Origin of the sequence: Streptomyces sp. KLMMK (assembly GCF_036961605.1) — a bacterium.
Lineage (GTDB): Bacteria > Actinomycetota > Actinomycetes > Streptomycetales > Streptomycetaceae > Streptomyces > Streptomyces telluris.
This window is the reverse complement of record NZ_JBAMDC010000003.1, coordinates 43,751-63,233: the sequence shown is the minus strand read 5'-3', so window position 1 is coordinate 63,233 and position 19,483 is coordinate 43,751. Positions and strand designations below refer to the sequence as shown.

Genomic DNA, 19,483 nt, shown 5'->3' with positions numbered 1-19,483 from the left:
TCTACCACATGCCCGACCAGCACTCAACACTGCGAGCACAACGGCGAGCTGAGACGCAGCGCACGCTTCAGGCCCATGCGGTAAGGCTGTTCACCGAGCGTGGATACGACGCCACGACCGTGACCGACGTCGCCGAAGCCGCGGGCATGTCCCCCATGACCGTCTACCGGCACTTCCCCACCAAGGAAGACCTCGTGCTCGTCGACCACAACGGGCAGCTGGTCGCCGAGCGCATCGCCGCGTCGCCCGCCGCGCAGCCCCTGGTCCGCCGCATCGGCAACGCGCTCATCGACTCGGCCGCGACGTTGACCGGCAGCGGTCGCGGAGACGCCGGGACGGCGAGCAGGCAGTTCCTGCTCGCCCGGCTCCGGCTCATGATCTCGACACCGGCCCTGCGGGCCAGGCACCTGGACAACCACTACGCCCTTCAGCAGGCGATCGTCGACGCCCTCGGAGCCGGTGCCGGCGATGCCGCCGATCCCGACACGGCGTTCCGTGCCCAGGCGGCAGCCGGCGCCTGCCTGGCCGCCATGCACACGGCACTGATGCGCTGGGCCGAGGACGACGGCCGGACAGAGCTTCCCGGCCTCATCGCGAAGGCCCTTGCCGCCGCCTTCGGCGAAGACGTCGTCGGCACCGGGCCGGACGCGTGAGAGAAGCCTTCCCTGTGCGCGTCCGGAACGAGGCGGCTCCTGCCGGGCCAGGGCTCCGGGGCCGACCTCGACCCCGGCCCCGGCCCTGACCCGGCAAGATCAGCGCTTCCGGCCGCCGCGCAGCTCCAGTCGCTCCCCCGGGAACCGCTCGCGGAAGCCACGGTCGTGCGAGACCGCGACCACCGCTCCCGGGTACGCCGTGAGCGCCGTCTCCAGGTCCTCGACCAGGTCGAGCGCGACGTGGTTGGTCGGCTCGTCGAGGACGAGGAGGTCCGCGGGCCGGGTCACCAGGTTCGCGATCTGCAGCCGCCGCTGCTGCCCTGCGGACAGCGACGTGACCGGAACGTGCAGGTCCTCCTCACGGAACAGGCCCAGCGCCAGCAGCTGTTCGGCGTATTCCTCCGGCAGCCCGGGCCGTCCGGCCGCGAAGGCGGCGAGCAGCGGCAGCCGCGTGGAGCGCGCAGGCAGCTCCTGCGCCAGGTAACCGATCCGGGTGGGGCGGCGTACCGCGCCCACGTCCGGCTCCAGGTCGCCCGCCAGGACGCGCAGCAGCGTCGTCTTGCCCGCGCCGTTCTCGCCGGTGACGAGCAGCCGTTGCCCGGGCACGATCGCCAACAGCCCGTCGAGATGCAGCCGTTCTCCGACCGCTATGCCGTCGAGCTCGGCGAGCGGGCGGCCGACAGGGGGCTCGGCGCCTGCCGCCGACGGTGCCGCCGCGAACCGCAGTGGTTCCGGCGGCGCCGCCACCGGGTTGCGCTGCAGTTGGGCCAGGCGTTCACGGACCGACCGCACCTGCCCGCCGAGCTTCGCCTCGTGCGAGCGGCGGTGCTTGCCGAAGCCCTGCTGCGGGTCCTTGCCGGTGGTGGCCAGCCGCCGCCCGGCGGCTTCGAGCAGTTCCTCGGTGCGGGCCACCTCCTGAAGCCAGTCGGCGTATTCCTGCTCCGCGCGGCGTCGGGAGGCGGCCTTCGCGGCGCGGTAGCCCGCCCAGCCGTCGCCGTACCGGTGCACCGTGCGCGCGTCCCGGTCGACCTCGAGGATCGTGGTGGCGATGCGCTCCAGGAAGCCGCGGTCGTGGGTGACCGCGACGACGGTGCCGCGGTGGGCACGCAGGCGCTCCTCGAGCCAGTGGACGGCCGCCGCGTCGAGGTGGTTCGTCGGCTCGTCGAGCAGCAGCAGTTCGGGGGCGGCGGCCAGCACACAGGCGAGCGCGAGCCGCGACTGCTCGCCGCCGGAGAGCGAGCCGAGCACGCGGTCGCGGGTGATCCCGGCGAGACCCAGCCCGTGCATGGCGGCGTCGACACGGGCGTCCGCCTCGTATCCGCCGCGTTGCTCGTATGCGATGAGCAGCTCGCCGTATGCGGCGAGTTCGCCCTCCGGCGCTTCGCCGAGGCGCTCCTCCGCCGTGCGCAGCCGGCGCTCCATGTCGCGCAGTTCGGCGAGGGCGAGGTCGACGGCGTCCTGCACGGTGCGGTCCGGATCGAGGTCGAGGGTCTGGGCGAGGTGGCCGGTGCCTCCGGCGAAGCTGACGGTGATCTCTCCGGCGTCGGGCGCCTCGGCCGCGGCGAGCAGTCGCAGGAGGGTGGACTTGCCGGAGCCGTTCTCACCGATGACGGCGGCCTTCTCGCCCGGGCGGACGGTGAAGGACACCTGGTCGAGGACGGTCCGGGTGCCGTAGGACTTGGTGACGTCCTTGACGGACAGCTGCGCCACGGCAGCGGGCACAGCGGTACGGGCGCGTTCGCGCATCTGACTTTCCCTGGGGATACGAAGGGTCTACGGGCAGCAGAAACGGCGGCGTCGGCCGTGCCCGGACTCAGAGAAAGTAGTAGAAGTGCATGAACCCACCGTAGCAAGACGATGCGTCTCGCCTCTACTCATTTAATGTCGGGGTCCACGGAATGGGGGGCGCTCTTCGGGGCGCCCTCCCATTTCCAGGTGGCAGGGGCTACCGCTACCCGCTACCCGCTACCCGCTACCCGCGCAGGAAGCCGTCCCCGTGGACGGCGATATGGGCTTCCAGAGCGGCGAGCGCATCGTGGGTCGCTTGCGGCGAGCCCGAGCCGCTCCGCTCCGCGTAATAGGCCGCGCCGAGCTTCTGGAGCAAGTCGCTCCCGGCTCGCTTCTGGTGGACCTCGTCCACTTTCTGCTTGCCCTGGTTGAGGGCGCTCTGGGCCTGCTCCTTGGCCCGGTCGAGGAATCCAGCCATGCCAACCTCCATAGTTCGGTGTCCGATCCCTACCCCTGCCCGTTCGGACAGGATTCGAACTTGACCAAGGTTTCCCAGTTCGGCGGAAGCCTGCCGTGCACGAGGAGCCCGTGTACTGGTTCGGTCCCGGTCGGGCCACCCCGGTGACGGGACGGGGCCGGCATGTGTGAGGGTGGGCTCTGCCGAGCAGGGCCGCGTACGTATGGGGGATGTTGTGAGTCAGGTGCTCTATAGCGAGCGGTCGTGGAATCCGCTGGCGCGGACCGTGGAGCTGGCCGAGGAGCAGTTGCGGAGGGGCGGCGCGACCACGCCGTTGAGTGAGCTGAACCTCGGCGCCATGGCCGAGGCGTTCCTGCGCTCGTGCTGGCTCGGGGCCGGTGGGGCGGAGCGCCCGCTGGAGCGGCTCGCCGACGGGCCCGGGGTCGTCCCTGTGATCCGCGTGACCGGTACGTCCACGCCGGTGAAGGTGCGGGAGGCCGCCACGTTCGCCCGCACGCTGGGAGAGCTGGCCGTACGGCATTGCGGCGGGCCCGAGCAGGTGGCCGCGCTGGCGGCCCGGGCCCGGGCCGAGGGCGTACCGCTGTGGATCGCGCGGCGGTACGCGCCGGGGCCCGCCGGGCCGGTCGCCGTCGCCGTGGACCGGCGCCTGGTGCGCGTGGACGTGTGGGGGCCCGGCGCCCCCGCCGTACGGATCCGGGCGCCGCACGGCTTCTACCGCGAGTCCCCCGGACCGTCCAACGGCCTGCACCTGACGGTCGGCGACGCTTCGGCGGAGCTCAGCCTCAAGAAGAAGCTGCGCAAGTCCAAGAGCTCCGTGGAGGTGCGACTGCACGGGCAGCACTGGATGCTGCGGCGGGAGAACGCGACGAGCTCGTGGCTGCTGCGCAACGAACAGCGTGTCGCCCTGCTGACGCGTCCCCCGCGCCGCCCGGTGCTCGAGCCGGGGACGGTGCTGCTGCCGCTGGCCCACGTGCAGTACGAGAGCCCCGACCCGCTGGATGCCGTCATGGCGCAGGTCTTCGCCGTGACCTTCGGGCTCGGGGACACGACGGGCTTCGCGCGGTTCCGGGCGGAGCGGAGGCGTCCGGTTCATGGAGGCGAGCCGATCGCCACCGACGCGGGATGGGACCGCCCCTGGTTCACCAACCTCGGGAGGGGCAGCGACGACAACGAGCCCGGCGGCGGCGACGGCTGGGGTGCGGACGGCGGCGACAGCGGGGACAGCGGAGGCGGCGACGGCGGCGGGGACAGCGGCGGGGGCGACGGTGGCGGCGGGGGCGGCGACTAGCCGGCGGTCCCCGCCGACCGGCGCGTGGCGTTGAGGCTGCCGAGCAGGGAAAGCCCCTGGGAGGTGGGGCTTCCCGGTTCCGCGTGGTAGATCACGACCTGCTGGCCGGGCGCTCCGCGGACGTCGAAGGAGTGATAGGCGAGGGAGAGGCGCCCGACCTCGGGGTGGACGACTTCTTTGGCACCGTGCGTCTTTCCGTAGACGGTGTGCGAGTGCCAGAGCCCGGCGAACTCCTCGCTCGTCTCGGTCAGGGCTCTCACCAGGTCCTGCAGACGCGGGTAGTGCGGTTCGAGGCCGGTGGCCTGGCGCAGGCTGGAGACGACCGCCTCGGCGGCCTGGTGCCACTGCGCGTAGAAGCTGCGGCCTGCCGGGTCGAGGAAGGTCATGCGGGCCAGGTTGTCCGCTCTCCCGAACGGAGAGAAGAGCGCCTCGGCCAGGTCGTTCGCGGCCAGGAGGTCCAGCGCCGGGTTGAGGACGACCGCCGGGGTGTTCGTGTACCCGCTCAGCAGTTGGCTCAGCACCGGGCTGACCGTCTCTCGCGGCTGCGTCCGGTGGCCGTCCGGCCGGGTGCCCGCCAGCCGGTACAAGTGGTCGCGTGCCTCGCGGTCCATGTGCAGGGCGCCGCTGATCGCGTCGAGGATCTGGGGTGACGGGCTCTGCTCGCGGCCCTGTTCCAGGCGGGCGTAGTAGTCGGTGTTCATGCCGGCCAGCACGGCGACCTCCTCCCGCCGCAGCCCGGCCACCCGGCGGCGGCCGTAGGAGGGCAGTCCTACGTCGCCGGGCCGCAGGCGTGCACGGTGTGCGCGGAGGAAGTCCCCGAGAGCGTTGCTGGTCATGTCGTCAGGCTAGACCGCTCCCCGGCCGTGTTCCTGGGTGCGCCGTACCCAGGAAAGACGTGCCCTGGCCGGCCCTTCCGGCAAGGCCGAGACTCCGGAGAACGAGCTGGACGGCGGTACCCCCTGAGGCCCCGTTCTCTACAAGGAGGAACAACCATGGCGCAGAAGCAGACACGGACGCGGGCGCAGACACAGGCGCAGACACAGGCGCAGACGCAGACGCAGACCAAGGTTGTGGCCGTCACCGGTGCCAGCAGCGGCATCGGCGAGGCGACGGCACGCCGGCTGGCGGCGGACGGGTACCGGGTCCTTCTCGGCGCGCGCCGCACCGACCGCCTGGAGCGGCTGGTCGGAGAGATCACCGGGGAGGGCGGGACCGCGGCCTTCCGGAAGCTGGACGTCACCGACGCGGCGGGCACACGCGCGTTCATCGATGCGGCGCTCTCCGAGTACGGCCGGATCGACGCCGTCGTGAACAACGCGGGCGTGATGCCCCTCTCCCCGCTGGAAGCGCTCAGGACCGAGGAGTGGGACCGCATGATCGACGTGAACGTACGGGGAGTCCTGCACGGCATCGCCGCCGCCCTGCCCGCGATGCGCGCACAGGGCGGCGGGCACTTCGTGAACATCGCCTCCGTCGGCGCGTACGAGGTCTCGCCCACCGCTGCCGTCTACTGCGCCACCAAGTTCGCCGTCCGCGCGATCTCCGAAGGACTGCGCCAGGAGTCCGCCGGGGACATCCGGGTCACTCTCGTCTCTCCGGGCGTGACCGAGTCCGAACTCGCCGACAGCATCTCCGACCCGGAGGCCAGGGAGGCGATGAAGGCCTACCGCGCCGTAGCACTGCCCGCCCCGGCCATCGCGGAGGCCATCGCTTACGCCCTCTCCCAGCCTCCGCAGGTCGACGTGAACGAGATCGTCGTCCGTCCCGCAGCGAGCGCCCAGTGACCGGCCGAAGGGATCGAGCACCCCGGCGGCACCCTACTGGCACACCTCCGGCGGGTCAGCGCCCTTCTCTCTTCGTGGGGCGCCCGCCCGGCGCTGGTGTCGGCCGGCCCCCGAAGCCTGTCGGGACTTCGCCGAGCTCACCGCCGCGAACGAGCTGGACATCGCCGCGGTCAGCCCGCAGATGCGCACCCTTCACGGCGCGGGCCTGCTCGCGTTGTTCACCCGATGGCGGCCGCTGCTGTCCGAGCGGGCCTGGGCGCACTGCCGAAGCGTGCTGGGCCGAGCCGACCGCTGATCGGCCGACGTCCGGATCCGGCCTGCTCACAAGGAAGTCGGCGTCGCACCGCGACAGCCGGCGTCCCGTGGGGAAGCGGCGCACCCGCTCGGGGTGCGCCGCCTGCGCCCGCGAAGGTCAGCCGATCGTGATCATTTTGGCGACGCTCGGAACCCCCGCCGCGTCGAGGGCGAAGAGCATGTAGGTGCCGGGCAGGGCCACGCCGGGATCACCCGGGACGCTCAGCTCGTACGAAGTGCTGCCCGTCTGCCGGAAGGTCAGCGGGACCCTCCGCTGGTCGTTGTCGACCGAGTGGGTCGCCGCTCCGGCTCGTACCAGGGAGAAGGCGGTGACCGGCTTGTCGGTCGTCACCGGCAGGTCGGCGCCGTTGGCGACCCTGGCGGGCGGAGTGCCGGTGAAGGCCGGACGGGGCTTCCGGCTGCCGTCCGGGTTGAGGAGGTACGGCGGGGTGAAGACGGCCCCGTCGGCGTGGTTCGTCGCGCAGTCGCCGCACAGCCCTCCCCCGCCCGAGAAGATCCGTCCGTCGGGCAGCAGGTTCGCCACGCTGTGGTAGTTCCGCGGGACGGCCATGCTGGCCGCCTTGGTGAAGGCGCCCGTCGCCGGGTCCCAGATCTCCGGGGTCATCACCGAGGTGGCGTCGCTGAAGGGGACGGGGTAGGACTGCCCGCCGAACACCGCCACCTTGCCGTCCGGCATGACGACGCTGTTGCCGAACGAGCGGGCGTAGGCCATGTCGCCCGTGCGCTTGCTGACCGGCCGGGTGCCGTCGCCGAGATCGACGGTGTAGGCGCGGCGGGTGGCGTTCGCGTTCTCGTACGCGGTGGCGCCGCCGAGGGTGAGCAGCTGGCCGATGTCGTAGGAGACGGCGTTGCCGTTCATGGCGTCCGGGCTGTCGGCACGCGTCCCCGCCGGTGTGACGGTGCCGTTGCCGGTGGTGTCGATCCAGTTCAGCTGCTTGCTCGGCCCGAGCTGCAGGACCCGGCCGCGGGAAGTGGCGTGCAGCCACTGGTGGTTGTCGGCCCGGTAGGGGCCGGCGGGGTCGGCGGTCATGGTGCCCTTGGCGGGTACGCCGGGAAGCCTCCGCCACTTCCCGGTCGCCGGGGACCACACCTCGCCGTCCTTGTCCCCGCGGGCGCCGCTCCAGGATCCGCCGAGCACGAACGCGTCGCCGTTCGAGAGCAGGGTCATGGCCTGGTAGCCGCGCGGGACGTTCATCTCGCCGGTGGCGGACCAGGTATCGGTGCGCGGGTCGTAGATGCTGGCGCGGGACGCGTTGCTGCCACCGGTGACCAGCACCCGGCCGTCGGAGAGCACGGCCACTCCGGGGCAGAACATGTCGTGGCCGGTGTTGTCGACGCGGCGCTGGGTGACCTGCCCGGTGCCGAGGTCCATGATGGCGGTCTGGGTGTATCCGTTGCTGCCCCCGAACCGGTCGATGGCGTACGCAGACCAGGCCAGCAGCTTGTTGTTCGGCAGGACGGCGGTGGCCACGGGGACCAGCGGGAAGCCGGTGACCCGGTCCCAGGAGCCGGAGACGGAGGGGTCGGCGGGGCCGCTCAGCCGGACCTCGGCGGCGGAGCTCCACGGGCCGCGATTGCCGGCCTCGGTGGTGGCGGTCAGCCGGACGAACCGGGCCGGGACCGGCCGGGCGAACGTGGTGCTCTTGACGGTGTCGTCGTCCTTCCACACGCCACTGGCCACGGGGCTTCCGAAAGAGACCCCGTCAAGGCTGGTGGCGACGGAGTACGCGCCGATGCGGCCGTTGGCCCCGGACCCGGACTTCCGGGGTTGGTAGGTGAGCGCGGACACGGTCTGCGTGCGGTGCATGTCGATGGTGACGGAGTGGGGCAGCGGGGCGGCGCTCCCCGACCAGCGGCTGTGCCAGAGGGTGTCGGCGTCCCCGTCCAGGATGTTGGCGGCACGGTTGTCGGCCTGCGCCGTCTCCTCGTCGCTCGCGGCGGCGGTCCAGCCGGTGGTCGGCAGGTCGACGACCGAGGCGGGCAGCCCCGGGTCGCCCAGCAGCCGGATCTCGGCGGCGGAGCTCCAGGGCCCGCGGTTGCCCGCTTCGGACGTGGCGGTCAGCCGGACGTACCGGGCGCCGCGGGCGGCGAAGCTCAGTGTCTTGGTGGTCGTGTCGTCGGCCAGGGTGCCGCCGGCGACGGCCGCGCCCCAGTCCTGCCCGTCGGTACTGAGGTGGATGGCGTACTCGCCGACGCGGCCGTTGGGACTGTCGGTGCGCGGCTGGTAGAGGAGCGCGGACACCACCTCGGTGCGGTGCATGTCGATGACGAGGGAGTGCGGCAACGGCGCCGCGCTCCCCGACCACCGGCTGTGCCAGAGGGTGTCGGCCTTGCCGTCCAGCACGTTGGCGGCGCGGTTGTCGGCCCGCGCGGTCTCCTCGTCGCTCGCCGTGGCGGTCCAGCCCGCCCTGGAGAGGACGGGCGCCGCCGGCTCCATGGCCGAGGCGGGGGCGGCGGCGTGGTGCGGGCGCGGCGGACGGGCGCCGTGGGTGCCGTGGGTGCCGTGGGTGCCGTGGTCCTCGGCGACGGCCCCGCCGCCGCGCGCGCCCAGTACGGGCAGGAGCGCGACGATGACCGCCACCAGGGCGATCAGGACGAGCCCTTGGGATCTGAGGCGGGAACGGCGGAGAAGGCTGGATCTGTGAAGTCTGGATCTGCAGGGGCTTGATCTGCGAAGGCTTGACCTGCGGGGGCTTGATCTGCGGAAGGGCTCGGGTAACACATCAGCTCCTGGAGGGCCTGGCCCGGCCCGGAAGACCAGGCACCGGGTCAGTAGGGGCGGTATCCCGCAACCGGGACGGAAGAGGTCACTCTTCTTGCCGGGAAGAGGGGTGTAAAGACATCAATCCGGCCGATGCCCTTGCTGCAGCCCTCAGCGCGCTCCGCCCTTCGCCTCCGCACTCCGCACCCCGAGGAGCCTCAGATGCCGGACCGGTCCGACGCACCGCACCGCCTCGACCCGACGGGAGCCGGCCAGCACGCGGCCAACGAGCGGTTGCGCGCACGGGGCCCCGCGGTTCCCGTGGTGCTGCCCGGCGAGGTCGCCGCTGTCGCGGTCACCCGGCACGAGGAGCTCAAGGCGTTCCTCGCCCATCCCGACGTCGCCAAGAACGCACGCCACTTCACGGCGCTGCGCGAGGGCGGCATACCGGCGGGCTGGCCGCTGGCCACCTTCGCCACCGTCGAGGGTATGACCACTGCGGACGGGGACGACCGGCGGCTGCCCTGGCCGCCAACCGCGAGATGGCCGACGTCCTCGGCCTCGTCGTCGCCCGGCGCCGCGCGGCCCCGGGCGACGACCTCACCAGCGCCCTGCTGGCCGCACAGGCCGAGGACGGCGACCGGCTCACCGGACGCGAACTGGTCGGCACCCTGCTGCTGATGGTCATCGCCGGGCACGAGACCACGCTCAACCTGATCACCAACGCGGTACGGGCCCTGTGCACGCACCCGGAGCAGCTGGCGCTGGTACGCGCGGGAAAGGCCGGCTGGGGCGACGTGGTCGAGGAGACCCTTCGTTACGACAGCCCGGTGAGCTTCTTCCCCTTCCGCTACCCCACCCGCGACCTGGAGGTCGGTGACACGGTCATCCCCCGGGGCATCCCGGTGCTCGCCTCGTACACCGCCGCGGGCCGTGACGAGCGTGCGTACGGCCCGGACGCGGCCCGCTTCGACGTCACCCGCCGGCCCGCGGTCCGCCACCTCTCCTTCGGCCACGGCCCGCACTACTGCCTGGGCGCACAGCTGGCCCGGTTGGAGGCGACGACCGCTCTGGAGGCCCTGTTCGACCGCTACCCCGGCCTCGCACTCGCCGCCCCCGACCACGACCTGCCCCGGCACCCGAGCTTCGTGGGCAACAGCACGGAAGTACTTCCGGTGAGGCTTCATTCCCGTAGCCGCAGGCGTCGCTTCAGCCGGGCAGGACGGGCGAGCGGACGAGGCAGACGAGCGGGCGAGCGGGCGAGGCGGAGAGGCGGACGGTTCAGGACAGCCGGCCGTCGTAGTCAGGCAGCTTGAAGGCCTTCTCGTAGAAGCCGCCCGCGAAGTCGGTGGACCGGTTGCCGATGTTGGCGGTGATCGTATAGCCGTCGTGGGTGAGTTCCCCGCGGCAGCGCTCCTTGCCCTCGTCCTTGCTCTCCCCGTGCTCGCGCGTGCATATCGCGTCCACGGGGTAGCCGGCGTTCTTCAGCTCCTTCCGAGCCGAGGACGAGGAGGTGCGGGCGGTGACGAACAGCACCGACACCCGGTGCGCCTTCGCCCATTGGGCCACCTTGAGCACCGGCTGGTTGGGCTGTCCCGGGTGGTAGTGGGTTTCCAGCGCGGTGTTGTCGATGTCCAGCACGACGGCGAGCCTTCCGCCGCCCCGGCCGGCGCGGTCCTGCAGCCACGGGATGGCCGGGCCGACGGCCTTCCGGACGTCGGCCTGCCAGGTCTCGTAGCCGGGCACGGCCCGCGGCGAGGCGGCTTCGGCGGCGGAGGCGGTGCCCGGCAACGCGGCCGGCAGCGCGAGGGCCGCCAGGGCGGCGAAGGCGGCAGTGCGGAGCTTCCCGACGAACATCAGCCTTGTTCCTTCCGGTCTTCCGGTGTGCAACATGTCCGTCGGCAAGATCACCACCGTAAGAGGGCGCCTGGGCGACCGAAAAGTGGCGGGAGCGTGAAGAGGGCGGGGCCGTCACCCACTCGAGGGGCGTCGCTGTGCGCCTACGGCTTCGTACCGGTTCCCGGCTGCATGCTCGACTCCATGATCTCGTCCCACCGGCCTCCGCCGACCCGCGGCCGCGTCCGCGTCCGCGCCGGCATCGGTATCAGCATCGGCATCGGCATCGGTCTGCTCATGGTGGCCGCATCGGCTGCCTCCGCTGTCGCCGCCCTCGCCTCCCCCGCCCCACCGGCACCGTCGCACCCGTCCGCCGTCGGGCAGGCCGTCGGCGTGACCTGCAATGCCTTCGGGCCGACGCTGTTCGTCCGTGTTCCCTCGGAGCTCTCCTCCCTTCCTGCAGCAGCAGCTCCGGAGCTGAAGGGCTTCCCCGACTGTCTTCACGGCATGAACCCCTCCGGAGACTGAGCCCCGTCCGCCTTTGCGTTACGCGAACGGGAACGGGAACCCGGCGAGCGTGGGCCACAGTTGCGGGTCCTCGAAGCCCAGGGCCCACAGTGCGGTGTGCCCGACCCCGTACTTGCGCAGGACGGGCAGGTGGGCGGCGATCCCCCGCGCGTCCTGGTACCAGACCTCGCGCTGCCGGCCGTCCTCGGTGTAGGTGAAGTGCGGGGTCCTCGAGCCGGGGTCGAGGGCGTAGGGCGCGCCGACGCGCTGTCGCAGGGCCTCGGCCTCGCGGGACGTGCGGTGGGTGGCGCGGGCGGAGTCGCCCACGCGGTGGTCCCAGCCGTAGGCGGGGATGCCCATCTCGATCTTCCGCGCGGGTACGCGCGCCGTCGCGTAGCGCAGGATGTCCTCGTACCACGCGGGGCTGGACAGCGGGCCGGGCGGGTCCAGGGCGTTGTGCAGGTTGTAGCCCATGATCCGCAGGCGGTCGAGGGTGCGGCCGAGGTGCGCGTAGTCGTAGACCGGGCCTTCGTCGCGCGTCGCCGTGCGGGGGAAGACGGCAGCCGTGCATTCCTTGTGCAGGGCGTGCAGGCGGCCGCACACCTCGGTGACCAGGGAGTTGAAGCCCGTACGCACCTGCTCGACGACGGCCGGGGCGAGGCGCGTTTCGTTCATCTTCTCGTAGTCGAGGTCGAGGCCGTCGTACGGGCGGGCGGTGGCCAGGCGCACCAGGGTTTCGACGTGCGCGGCGCGGCTCTTCGGGTCGCCCGTCAGGCGTGCCATGGCAGCGGCGTCCAGGCTCTCGGTGACGGTCGGCACCACCTTGATCCCGGCCCGGTGCAGCCCGTCGATCACGGCTCGGTCGCCGGCGCCGGCGTGTTCCTCGATGCGGTCCGCGGCGGTGGCCTCGTACCAGAAGGGGCTGACGGTGTGGAGCTGATCGGCGTGGGCGAGTGCGTCCTGGTAGGCGCCTGCTTCCCAGAACGGGAGCCAGGCGGAGACTGTGCGCTGCTCCGAGGTCCGGGAGGCGGGCGGCCCGGTGGCCGTGGTGGTCACAGTGGTCACGGTGGCCGTGGCGGTGGCGGTAGAGGCAGCAGGAAGCAGCGCGCTCAGGAGGGCGATGAATCCGGTCAGGACGGCGGCGTGTCTGCGGGCCATTCACCCAGCGTGGTACGCGGGTGTCCGGCGGGCGAGCCGCGATGGCCCACTCGGGGCTTCCGGAGGGCGGGTTCCTCGCCGGGCCGGCAACCGGGCCGACGACCGAGCCGGCGGCGACCGAGCCGATAACCGGACTGCTGACCGGCCGGCTGTCGGCCGCGGCCCGTTTGACACGCCCTGTCCCACGGCGCGACTGGAAGAAGAGCGCCCCGGGGAGCCCGGCGGGCGGCCACGTGAAGGCACTTGTGGATGTGACCGCCTCACGAACCAACCGGGACCGGCCCCAGAATCCGGCCTCCGCGGGAGGAGGCTCCCCATGAGCATGGTCATCATCGAGACGAGATGCTCGCCTGGCTCGGTTCACCGGAGTGCGGCGCCGGGGCGGCGAGGGCGACGAGGGCGAGACGGTCACCTACGCCACTCCCCCGTCCGTGCCCGGCTTCATCCTCGCCGGAGGCGTCGACCGGCCCGGTGCCCGATGCATCGCCCTGGTCTGCAAGGGGCCCGTGCCGGTGGTTCCCGGCGGCGGCGGCAAGAAGCGGTACAGATCCGGTGACCGCATCGAAGTCCCGGTGGATCTGCTGCGGTCGAGCGTCAACCACCACCTGCTGAAACTCGGCCTCGCCTATCCCACGTTCTACTCGGCACTGCCCAAACCCTTGCGCCAGGAAATGGCCGACGTGCGCAGAAGGCCAGGGCGGACGCGCTGGGGCTCTGGCCCGGCGACGTGACGAGGAACGACGGGGTGACGGTCGTCGACCTGAGCCCGCTGACGGATCACGCGGTGATCCTGCCCAAGCTCTTTCGGCGGTTGTACGACTACATCCGCTTCAACGGTTCCGCCTCCCTGACGTGCCTGCCCGCCTATCCGGCCGACGCTCAGGACAGGTTCCCCGGGCGCGGGCCGCCCGGCCGGCCCGCGCCCGGGGAACCACCACGGCCGCACCGTCTCTATCGGGTTCCGGAATATCCGCCATATCCGATATGCCGGTTATTTAAGATGCCTACGCCGGCGTGACCGTCAAGACCACGATCGCCTCATGGCCATACGGAGGACACCGGCCTGTCGAGCGCAGTCAACCGGCCACCGCCCGTAACCCCCGAAAACCACCCGCACCACTCCGATAGCATGATCCGACTCATGACGAGCAGCCCATCGCCCGTCCTTCACCGGAAAACAGGTCATCCGGCACGAAGAGTGACATATTTAACTGACAACTAACAAATCGGCCAAATAATTGATATCTATAGCATCGCGGGTGTTTTCGCGAATAAACAGCAGAATGACGTTCGCCGCCTGGCGTCGACCACGGACGATACTGTGGGCCACGGTGGTCGTGGTGGCCCTCGGATTCTTCATCACGCTGGAGATCGCCGCACGTCATTACGGCCTGCCGGGGCCGATGACCAACCAGGCGAAAGAGGTGATACTCGCCCCCAAATCGGGACCGCTGTTGTACGCCAGCATGGCGTTGATGATGGTGGTGCTCACCTGGCGGGAGCGATTCATAGCGGCCGGCATCGCGGTCGGCATCGACATCATCTTCTTTCTGGTGCGGTGGGCCGTCGACGCCAAGATGATGTTCGGCAACGGTGCGCTGTGGGTGATATTGGGCTATGCCGTCATCGCCGTCACGCGCCGCACCGGCCGGGAACGCATCCTGCTGCTGAAGGCCGTCGGGCTGGGCCTGCTCCTGGTGGCCGGCCGTAAGACCGGCGACACCTGGCTGCTCATCACCTCCAAGACCCGCCCGACGGTGCTCGACCAGTACGTGGCGGTCGCCGATCACGCGCTGGGCAACCCCTCGTGGCTGGCAGGCCGGATCGTCGAGGCCACCGGCACGGTCGGCGAGCACGTTCTCGACTACGTCTACATTCAGCTTGCGGTGGCCGCGGTCCTCGTCACGCTGTACCAGCTGCGCAACGTGGCGGCCGAGCGCCGCTTCCCGAGCCATCACCTGGTGCGCACATTCCTGGTGATCGGGCTCCTCGGGCCGGGCATTTACATGATCTTCCCGGTTGTGGGACCGATCTTCGCCTACGGCGCCGACGGCGGGCACTGGGCGGTGGCCGACCTGTGGCCGAACACACCGACGCCCCTCAGCACCCCGCACGCGATGCCGTTCGACGAGATCACTCCGCGCAACTGCATGCCCAGCCTCCACACGGCGTGGGCCACCGCGATCTTCATTCATTCCCGTAAGGGCCCGCGCCTGCTCCGATTCGGAGGCACGTTCTGGCTGATCGCCACGCTCGGCGCGACGCTGGGATTCGGTTACCACTACGGGACGGACATCATCGCCGGTGTGGTGTTCACCCTCACGATCGAGGCGGCGCTGCGCTCGCAGGAACGCGGCTGGGACCGGGCGGGAATCCAGCTGGTCGCCTACGGTGCGGCGGTCTTTACTGCGTTCTTGGTGTCCTATCGCTATCTGCCGATGGAAATGGCCGAATATCCGTGGATATTCGGACCGATTCTCATTCTGGCGATGATCTCAGTGATATACGGCTACGTGCGGACCACCAAAGCGTGGGAACCGAAGACCGCACCGGCGCCGCAGCGGGAACCGCAGCCCGAACTGGTTTGACGCCACCGGCAGCACCCGGTCCTCCGAGGACGGCGACCACGGACGACCGGGCCGGTCAACTGCGGGACCTGCTCCCTCCCTCATCGGCATCACGTGGTTTTCGTACCGCGTGAAGGGCCCATGGGCGGAGGGAGCACCCGTATGCGGGCCGTCCACGGACACCCGGCGCCGAGCCCGGGCTCAGCAGCCGTGGCCAGCCGCGTCAGTCGCGCCCGCCACGTCAGCCTCCGGCGCGAGCCATCAGCGCCGCCACGATCGCCGCGGCCATCGCGGCTGGTTCTTGTCGCTCCCCTCCCTGAGCGGGGCGGTCGCGCAGCACGTACTCCCGGCGCACCTCGTCCCGCTCCAGCACCGGCCCGACCGTCGTGCCGTCGAACCCGATACCGGATCCCTGCGTTCCGCCCGGCGACCTGTCCTTCCCCCGAAACACATGGCACATGCCCGTGGTGGTTCGTCCGCCCCCCGTTCAATGGGTCCGATCAATGGGGCCGATCAATGGGTCCGACGAAAATGCGTGGGCGAGTTTCGGACCACGAACGGCCGCGAGAGGACGGTGACCGCCACGGATACCGCGGCCAGAGCGGTGACCGCGACGCCGGGTGTGAGGTACTGGGCGACGCCGCCGGCGATCGCGGCGCCGATGCCCTGCCAGGTCATCCGGCCGGCGGTCTCGACGCCCTGGACCTGGCCGCGGACCGGGTCGGGGGTCAGCTTCATGAGCTGCTCCTGCAGGGGCAGGGTGGCGGCGAACCCGGCACCGGCGACGAACACCGCGGCCGTCGCCACCGGTGCGGGCGGGTGGAGGCCGAACAGCAGGTAGGGGACGGCGAGCAGCAGCCGCAGGGCGAACGCGCAGCGGCGTCGCCGGCCGGCGGTGAGCAGTCGCCCGACGGCCAGGTCCCCGAGGAGCATGCCCGCCGACCCGGCGGCCAGGAGGACTCCGGCGTGGTCCGGGGAGTAGGAGATCAGCAGAGCCTCGCAGCCGACGATCAGGCCGTTCGGAACCCATAGGTTCAGCAGCAGCGCCCGCTGGCCGGGGTGGGAGAAGAGCTCGACATTCGTCGCCCAGGTCTGCCGCAGACCGGGCCGCCGCGTCAGGCGGATCGAGTGTTCCCGGGCGGTCGCGGCGACCACCACCAGTCCGAGTCCGGTCAGCACCGCGGCGATGGCGAAGACTCCGTGCGGGCTCAGGTACCGCAGGAGCACGGCGCCCATGGCGTAGCCGAGGATCGACATGCCGCCGGACGTGATGTTCATCAGCGATCGCGCCAAGGCATACGTGGAGGCCGGCACGACTTCGGCGAGCAGTCCCATCCGTGTGCCCGTTCCCAAGGACTGGAAGAAGCCCAGTATCAGGAGCAGTCCGAATCTGGCGGGCAGCGGCAGCCCCGGAATCGCCTGTGCGGCAACGCCCGCCAGCGAGACGCACTGGAGCGCCAGGAGCGTACGGCGGGGCCGGCTGCCGTCGGCGACCGACATCAGCGTCAGTGCACCGAACACCGTCGCGAACGTGGCGCCGTACATGCTCACTGCCGTCAGGAAGGGGGAATGCGTCCGGTGGTCGACCAGCGTCCCGAGGGCGAAGCCCGACAAGGTGCTCGCGGCGGCCGTCAGGGTGAAGCTCGCGTACAAGCCTGCGAACTCGCGGTTGCGGAGCAGGCCACGGTAACCGGTGGCGGAGAGAGGGGCGGGTTCGGAGGGTGCGGTGGGGTCGGAAGGTTCGGAAGGTTTGGATATGTCAGAAGGCATGAAAAAAGCCTCCTGGCGAACCCGAAGGGGCGCCGGAGGCGAACGCATTCATTTTAACAAACGGCTTACTGGGGGGGATCGGCGGCCCCGGACGGGGCCGCGTACACGGCGAACGATCCGGATCTAGTCGGTGTTCCCGCCCGCAGGAACCACGAGTCCGATGCCTTCGGCCGCCACGGCGACGGCGAAGTCGAAGAACGCGGACTCGTCCCGGACGCTGTCGTGGGTCCGGCTGAAGACCTGGAACACCAGGAGCCCGATCAGGCTGCTCCACAGCACGATGCCGCGTTCGATGACGTCCGAGAACGGTGCGTCGGGCACGCCGCCGAAGAGTTCCACGGCTTCCGGCAGCAGCAGCGGCGGGCCTGCCACCGTCCGCCGGGGCGGGGTGAGTTCACCGGCTTCCAGCGCCGACCGTACGATCCCGGCCAGTACCACAGGGGTGCGCGAAGCGGGCGGGACCGTGTCCTGCGGGGCGTGGTAATCCGGCACGGGCGAGCCGTAGATCAGCGTGAACTCTGCGGGGTTGTCGAACGACCACTTCCGCAGTGCGCGAGTGACCGCGAGGAGCCGCGCACCCGCCGACGCCCCGGCCTCCCCAGCCGTCCGGTCGGCCTGCTCCATCGCGGCGCCGGACTCGTTATAGGCATCGATGACCAGCGCGGTCAGCAGGTCGTTGCGGTGCGGGAAGACGGCTTCCACGTCGGTGACGTCAAGTCCACTGCCCTCGGCAACGGCCTCCAGGGACAGTCCTCCTGCCCCCACCTTCAGCAGCAGCTGTCGTGCAGTGCTCTTGAGGGCCGCCGCCGACAGCCCGGTGTTCTCATCATTCTCATAGTTCTCATCGGTGGTGCTTGATCGGGATATTTCCATGGCCGAACCGTACCTGTCGGTTGCAACAGCTCCGGGTGCGTGGCCCCGCTACTCTGCACTCCGTGATCAACTCAACTGCGAGACTTGACGACACCGGCGATGCTGACGTTGCGATAGCTGCCGCGCGTGCCGGTGCAGAGGCCGTGCGCGCCAGGTACGGGCAGCGCCTCACCCGCATGGACAAGGGTGCCGGTGACTTTGCCACTGACGCCGATGTGGCGGCCGAGGCCGCGATCCTCGACGTCATCCGTGCTGCACGGCCCCAGGACGCGGTGCTCGGCGAGGAAGGCGGGCAGCAAGGTGCGGCTGACGCGGTGCGCCAGTGGCTGGTGGACCCCTTGTGCGGCACGCTCAACTACGCCGTCGGCAACATGCTCGTCGCCGTCAACGTGGCGCTGCGCAACGGTCCGGCCGCGGTGGCCGATCCGTTCAGTGGCGAGGTCTTCTTCACCGACGGTGAGGCCGCTTGGGTGCGGAGCGATGAGGGTGATACGCGACTGGCGCCGACGGCGGCCACCCGGCTGGTGGACGTGAACCTGGATCCGCCCTTTCCGAGCGCGCCCGGGTTCAGGACTGTGGACCTGCTCGCTCACCCCGGCTTCGTCGAACGGTTCCGGCCGCGCGTCGTGTCCACGACACTGGCGCTGGCCTGGGTCGCGGCCGGCAAGCGTGCCGCATACGTCACCGATGGCGGCGATCTGGCCGGGAACTTGCACTTCGCCGCCGGTATCGCTCTGTGCCGGGCAGCCGGCTGCGTCGTCACCGGAGTCGACGGCGCTCCGGTCGGGCAGGGCGGGGAGGCAGACCGGAGCGGGCAGGCAGGGCGTGGCCTCGTGGCAGCCGCGGACGCCGAGACTCACAGCCTGCTGATGTCGATGATCTGCAGTCGGGGCTGAGCACGTTCACGCCGGAGCGGACGGCGCTTCTTTGTGAGAATCAGAGGCCAACTGTTCATTCCCTCCGGGGAGTTCTCATAAGACGTCGTCGTCCTGCCTCCGCCCTCCTGGCGGCGGCTGCTGCGATCGTCGTGGGAGGCGAAGAGTGCGCTGAGCCGGATGCTCGCCACCATGGCTTCGCACCACATGTCGTTGTCGAGGACGTACAGACAGCCGCACCGCCGGCGTGCGTCGCGATCCCGCAGGATCAACCCCTGGCCTATGATCATTAATTCCGGTCTCGCGTGCGATGCCGGTGATTCTCACCGGCATCGCAGCAGCCGCCGACCGCACCTGTCACCAACCGTACGTACGCCCGCCGCACCCGTAAGCCGACGGGCCGAAAGGGGATGTCCCATGTCTCCGGAAGAGATCGTCGACGGCCAGCTCGCAGCGTACAACGCCCGCGACCTCGACGCGTTTCTCGGGTACTACGCCGAGGACGTACCCGTGTGTGCTTTCCCGTCCGGCGAAGTCCTCGCCGACGTGTCGGGGGCGGCCTTCCGCAAGCGTTACGCGAAGCTCTTCGCCGCCAGCCCCGGCCTGCACGCCGAACTGGTCTCGCGGGTGACGCACGGCCGCATCGTCATCGATCAGGAGCGCGTAACCGGCTTCATGGGCAACGAGACCCGTACGGCGATGGCCATGTACGAGGTGGGGCAGGACAGCATCGAACGGGTCTGGTTCGCAACCTGACCCCGGCCCCGAGCGGCATACCCTGCCTCACCCGGCTGCCCACTGCCGAGAATCATCATGGGCGGGCCGTCAACATCACACACACCGTACGGACTCTGTGCGGTGAGCACTTGAACCCCGCTCATCCTCTCCAGTGCGGCTCCGACATGCCCTCGTTGTATCCCAATTGGGGACGTGGTGAGACGTGGCGGCAG

At 70.7% G+C, this 19,483-nt stretch carries 18 protein-coding genes and 1 pseudogene; 10 read left to right on the top strand and 9 right to left on the bottom strand.

Annotated features, from left to right (window positions below; translation table 11 throughout):
- Positions 1 to 8 precede the first annotated feature (8 nt).
- The gene (locus V7793_RS01295; protein ID WP_335580982.1) at positions 9 to 653 is read left to right on the top strand and encodes a TetR/AcrR family transcriptional regulator; all 645 of its coding nucleotides are present in this window, start codon (positions 9 to 11) and stop codon (positions 651 to 653) included.
- 99 nt (positions 654 to 752) lie between these two features.
- Here the strand turns inward: V7793_RS01295 and abc-f are convergent, their stop codons facing one another.
- Together abc-f and V7793_RS01285 are read right to left on the bottom strand one after the other, a co-directional pair.
- Positions 753 to 2,399: a ribosomal protection-like ABC-F family protein gene (gene abc-f, locus V7793_RS01290; RefSeq protein WP_335580981.1), complete on the bottom strand. Its 1,647-nt coding sequence runs from the start codon at positions 2,397 to 2,399 to the stop codon at positions 753 to 755.
- A gap of 226 nt (positions 2,400 to 2,625) precedes the next feature.
- A complete protein-coding gene (locus tag V7793_RS01285) occupies positions 2,626 to 2,859 on the bottom strand; it encodes a hypothetical protein (protein WP_335580980.1) in 234 nt (77 codons plus the stop codon).
- Between the two features lie 223 nt (positions 2,860 to 3,082).
- On the opposite strand from V7793_RS01285, the gene V7793_RS01280 reads away from it, so the two are divergent.
- Positions 3,083 to 4,147: a hypothetical protein gene (locus V7793_RS01280; RefSeq protein ID WP_335580979.1), complete on the top strand. Its 1,065-nt coding sequence runs from the start codon at positions 3,083 to 3,085 to the stop codon at positions 4,145 to 4,147.
- Here V7793_RS01280 and V7793_RS01275 read toward each other — a convergent pair.
- Positions 4,144 to 4,983, bottom strand: a complete 840-nt coding sequence (locus V7793_RS01275; RefSeq protein ID WP_335580978.1) for a helix-turn-helix transcriptional regulator — start codon at positions 4,981 to 4,983, stop codon at positions 4,144 to 4,146. The genes V7793_RS01280 and V7793_RS01275 overlap by 4 nt on opposite strands.
- A 156-nt stretch (positions 4,984 to 5,139) precedes the next feature.
- Between V7793_RS01275 and V7793_RS01270 the strand changes: the two genes are divergently transcribed.
- A complete protein-coding gene (locus V7793_RS01270) occupies positions 5,140 to 5,931 on the top strand; it encodes an SDR family oxidoreductase (protein ID WP_335580977.1) in 792 nt (263 codons plus the stop codon).
- 12 nt (positions 5,932 to 5,943) lie between these two features.
- Positions 5,944 to 6,357: a DUF6817 domain-containing protein gene (locus V7793_RS38070; RefSeq protein ID WP_443057822.1), complete on the top strand. Its 414-nt coding sequence runs from the start codon at positions 5,944 to 5,946 to the stop codon at positions 6,355 to 6,357.
- Here the strand turns inward: V7793_RS38070 and V7793_RS01265 are convergent.
- Entirely contained in the window at positions 6,344 to 8,827 is a 2,484-nt protein-coding gene (locus tag V7793_RS01265) for a discoidin domain-containing protein (protein ID WP_335580976.1), read from the bottom strand. The genes V7793_RS38070 and V7793_RS01265 overlap by 14 nt on opposite strands.
- Positions 8,828 to 9,169: 342 nt before the next feature.
- Between V7793_RS01265 and V7793_RS01260 the strand changes: the two are divergent.
- Positions 9,170 to 10,137 (top strand): annotated as a pseudogene (locus V7793_RS01260) (cytochrome P450); the annotation flags it as partial.
- 91 nt (positions 10,138 to 10,228) lie between these two features.
- Here V7793_RS01260 and V7793_RS01255 read toward each other — a convergent pair.
- Positions 10,229 to 10,804: an HAD family acid phosphatase gene (locus V7793_RS01255; protein WP_335580975.1), complete on the bottom strand. Its 576-nt coding sequence runs from the start codon at positions 10,802 to 10,804 to the stop codon at positions 10,229 to 10,231.
- 183 nt (positions 10,805 to 10,987) lie between these two features.
- On the opposite strand from V7793_RS01255, the gene V7793_RS01250 reads away from it, so the two are divergent.
- Entirely contained in the window at positions 10,988 to 11,311 is a 324-nt protein-coding gene (locus V7793_RS01250) for a hypothetical protein (RefSeq protein ID WP_335580974.1), read from the top strand.
- 18 nt (positions 11,312 to 11,329) lie between these two features.
- On the opposite strand, the gene V7793_RS01245 is transcribed toward V7793_RS01250, so the two are convergent.
- Entirely contained in the window at positions 11,330 to 12,448 is a 1,119-nt protein-coding gene (locus tag V7793_RS01245; RefSeq protein WP_335580973.1) for a glycosyl hydrolase family 18 protein, read from the bottom strand.
- 368 nt (positions 12,449 to 12,816) lie between these two features.
- Between V7793_RS01245 and V7793_RS01240 the strand changes: the two genes are divergently transcribed.
- Together V7793_RS01240 and V7793_RS01235 are read left to right on the top strand one after the other, a co-directional pair.
- The gene (locus V7793_RS01240; protein ID WP_335580972.1) at positions 12,817 to 13,179 is read left to right on the top strand and encodes a hypothetical protein; all 363 of its coding nucleotides are present in this window, start codon (positions 12,817 to 12,819) and stop codon (positions 13,177 to 13,179) included.
- Between the two features lie 552 nt (positions 13,180 to 13,731).
- A complete protein-coding gene (locus tag V7793_RS01235; protein ID WP_335580971.1) occupies positions 13,732 to 15,036 on the top strand; it encodes a phosphatase PAP2 family protein in 1,305 nt (434 codons plus the stop codon).
- A gap of 220 nt (positions 15,037 to 15,256) precedes the next feature.
- On the opposite strand, the gene V7793_RS01230 is transcribed toward V7793_RS01235, so the two are convergent.
- The 3 genes from V7793_RS01230 to V7793_RS01220 form a co-directional block, all read right to left on the bottom strand.
- Positions 15,257 to 15,475 (bottom strand): hypothetical protein, encoded by a 219-nt coding sequence (locus V7793_RS01230; RefSeq protein ID WP_335580970.1) that lies wholly within the window; start codon positions 15,473 to 15,475, stop codon positions 15,257 to 15,259.
- Positions 15,476 to 15,528: 53 nt separating this feature from the next.
- On the bottom strand, positions 15,529 to 16,785 hold the full coding sequence (locus V7793_RS01225) for an MFS transporter (RefSeq protein WP_335580969.1): 1,257 nt from the start codon (positions 16,783 to 16,785) through the stop codon (positions 15,529 to 15,531).
- 123 nt (positions 16,786 to 16,908) lie between these two features.
- Positions 16,909 to 17,658, bottom strand: a complete 750-nt coding sequence (locus tag V7793_RS01220) for a TetR-like C-terminal domain-containing protein (protein WP_335580968.1) — start codon at positions 17,656 to 17,658, stop codon at positions 16,909 to 16,911.
- A 62-nt stretch (positions 17,659 to 17,720) separates the two neighbouring features.
- On the opposite strand from V7793_RS01220, the gene V7793_RS01215 reads away from it, so the two are divergent.
- Both V7793_RS01215 and V7793_RS01210 read left to right on the top strand, forming a co-directional pair.
- On the top strand, positions 17,721 to 18,554 hold the full coding sequence (locus tag V7793_RS01215) for an inositol monophosphatase family protein (protein WP_335580967.1): 834 nt from the start codon (positions 17,721 to 17,723) through the stop codon (positions 18,552 to 18,554).
- 396 nt (positions 18,555 to 18,950) lie between these two features.
- Positions 18,951 to 19,289 carry a nuclear transport factor 2 family protein gene (locus tag V7793_RS01210; protein WP_335580966.1) on the top strand — a complete coding sequence of 113 codons (339 nt, stop codon included), beginning with the start codon at positions 18,951 to 18,953 and terminating at the stop codon, positions 19,287 to 19,289.
- The last annotated feature ends 194 nt before the right edge of the window (positions 19,290 to 19,483 follow it).

Bases quoted from the DNA above. Each gene is read 5' to 3' on its own strand.
- V7793_RS01285 (WP_335580980.1), bottom strand. From the start codon at position 2,859: ATGGCTGGATTCCTCGACCGGGCCAAGGAGCAGGCCCAGAGCGCCCTC.
- V7793_RS01255 (WP_335580975.1), bottom strand. From the start codon at position 10,804: ATGTTCGTCGGGAAGCTCCGCACTGCCGCCTTCGCCGCCCTGGCGGCC.
- V7793_RS01275 (WP_335580978.1), bottom strand. From the start codon at position 4,983: ATGACCAGCAACGCTCTCGGGGACTTCCTCCGCGCACACCGTGCACGC.
- V7793_RS01295 (WP_335580982.1), top strand. From the start codon at position 9: ATGCCCGACCAGCACTCAACACTGCGAGCACAACGGCGAGCTGAGACG.
- V7793_RS01225 (WP_335580969.1), bottom strand. From the start codon at position 16,785: ATGCCTTCTGACATATCCAAACCTTCCGAACCTTCCGACCCCACCGCA.
- abc-f (WP_335580981.1), bottom strand. From the start codon at position 2,399: ATGCGCGAACGCGCCCGTACCGCTGTGCCCGCTGCCGTGGCGCAGCTG.
- V7793_RS01220 (WP_335580968.1), bottom strand. From the start codon at position 17,658: ATGGAAATATCCCGATCAAGCACCACCGATGAGAACTATGAGAATGAT.
- V7793_RS01230 (WP_335580970.1), bottom strand. From the start codon at position 15,475: ATGTGCCATGTGTTTCGGGGGAAGGACAGGTCGCCGGGCGGAACGCAG.
- V7793_RS01270 (WP_335580977.1), top strand. From the start codon at position 5,140: ATGGCGCAGAAGCAGACACGGACGCGGGCGCAGACACAGGCGCAGACA.
- V7793_RS01245 (WP_335580973.1), bottom strand. From the start codon at position 12,448: ATGGCCCGCAGACACGCCGCCGTCCTGACCGGATTCATCGCCCTCCTG.
- V7793_RS01235 (WP_335580971.1), top strand. From the start codon at position 13,732: ATGACGTTCGCCGCCTGGCGTCGACCACGGACGATACTGTGGGCCACG.
- V7793_RS01250 (WP_335580974.1), top strand. From the start codon at position 10,988: ATGATCTCGTCCCACCGGCCTCCGCCGACCCGCGGCCGCGTCCGCGTC.
- V7793_RS01210 (WP_335580966.1), top strand. From the start codon at position 18,951: ATGTCTCCGGAAGAGATCGTCGACGGCCAGCTCGCAGCGTACAACGCC.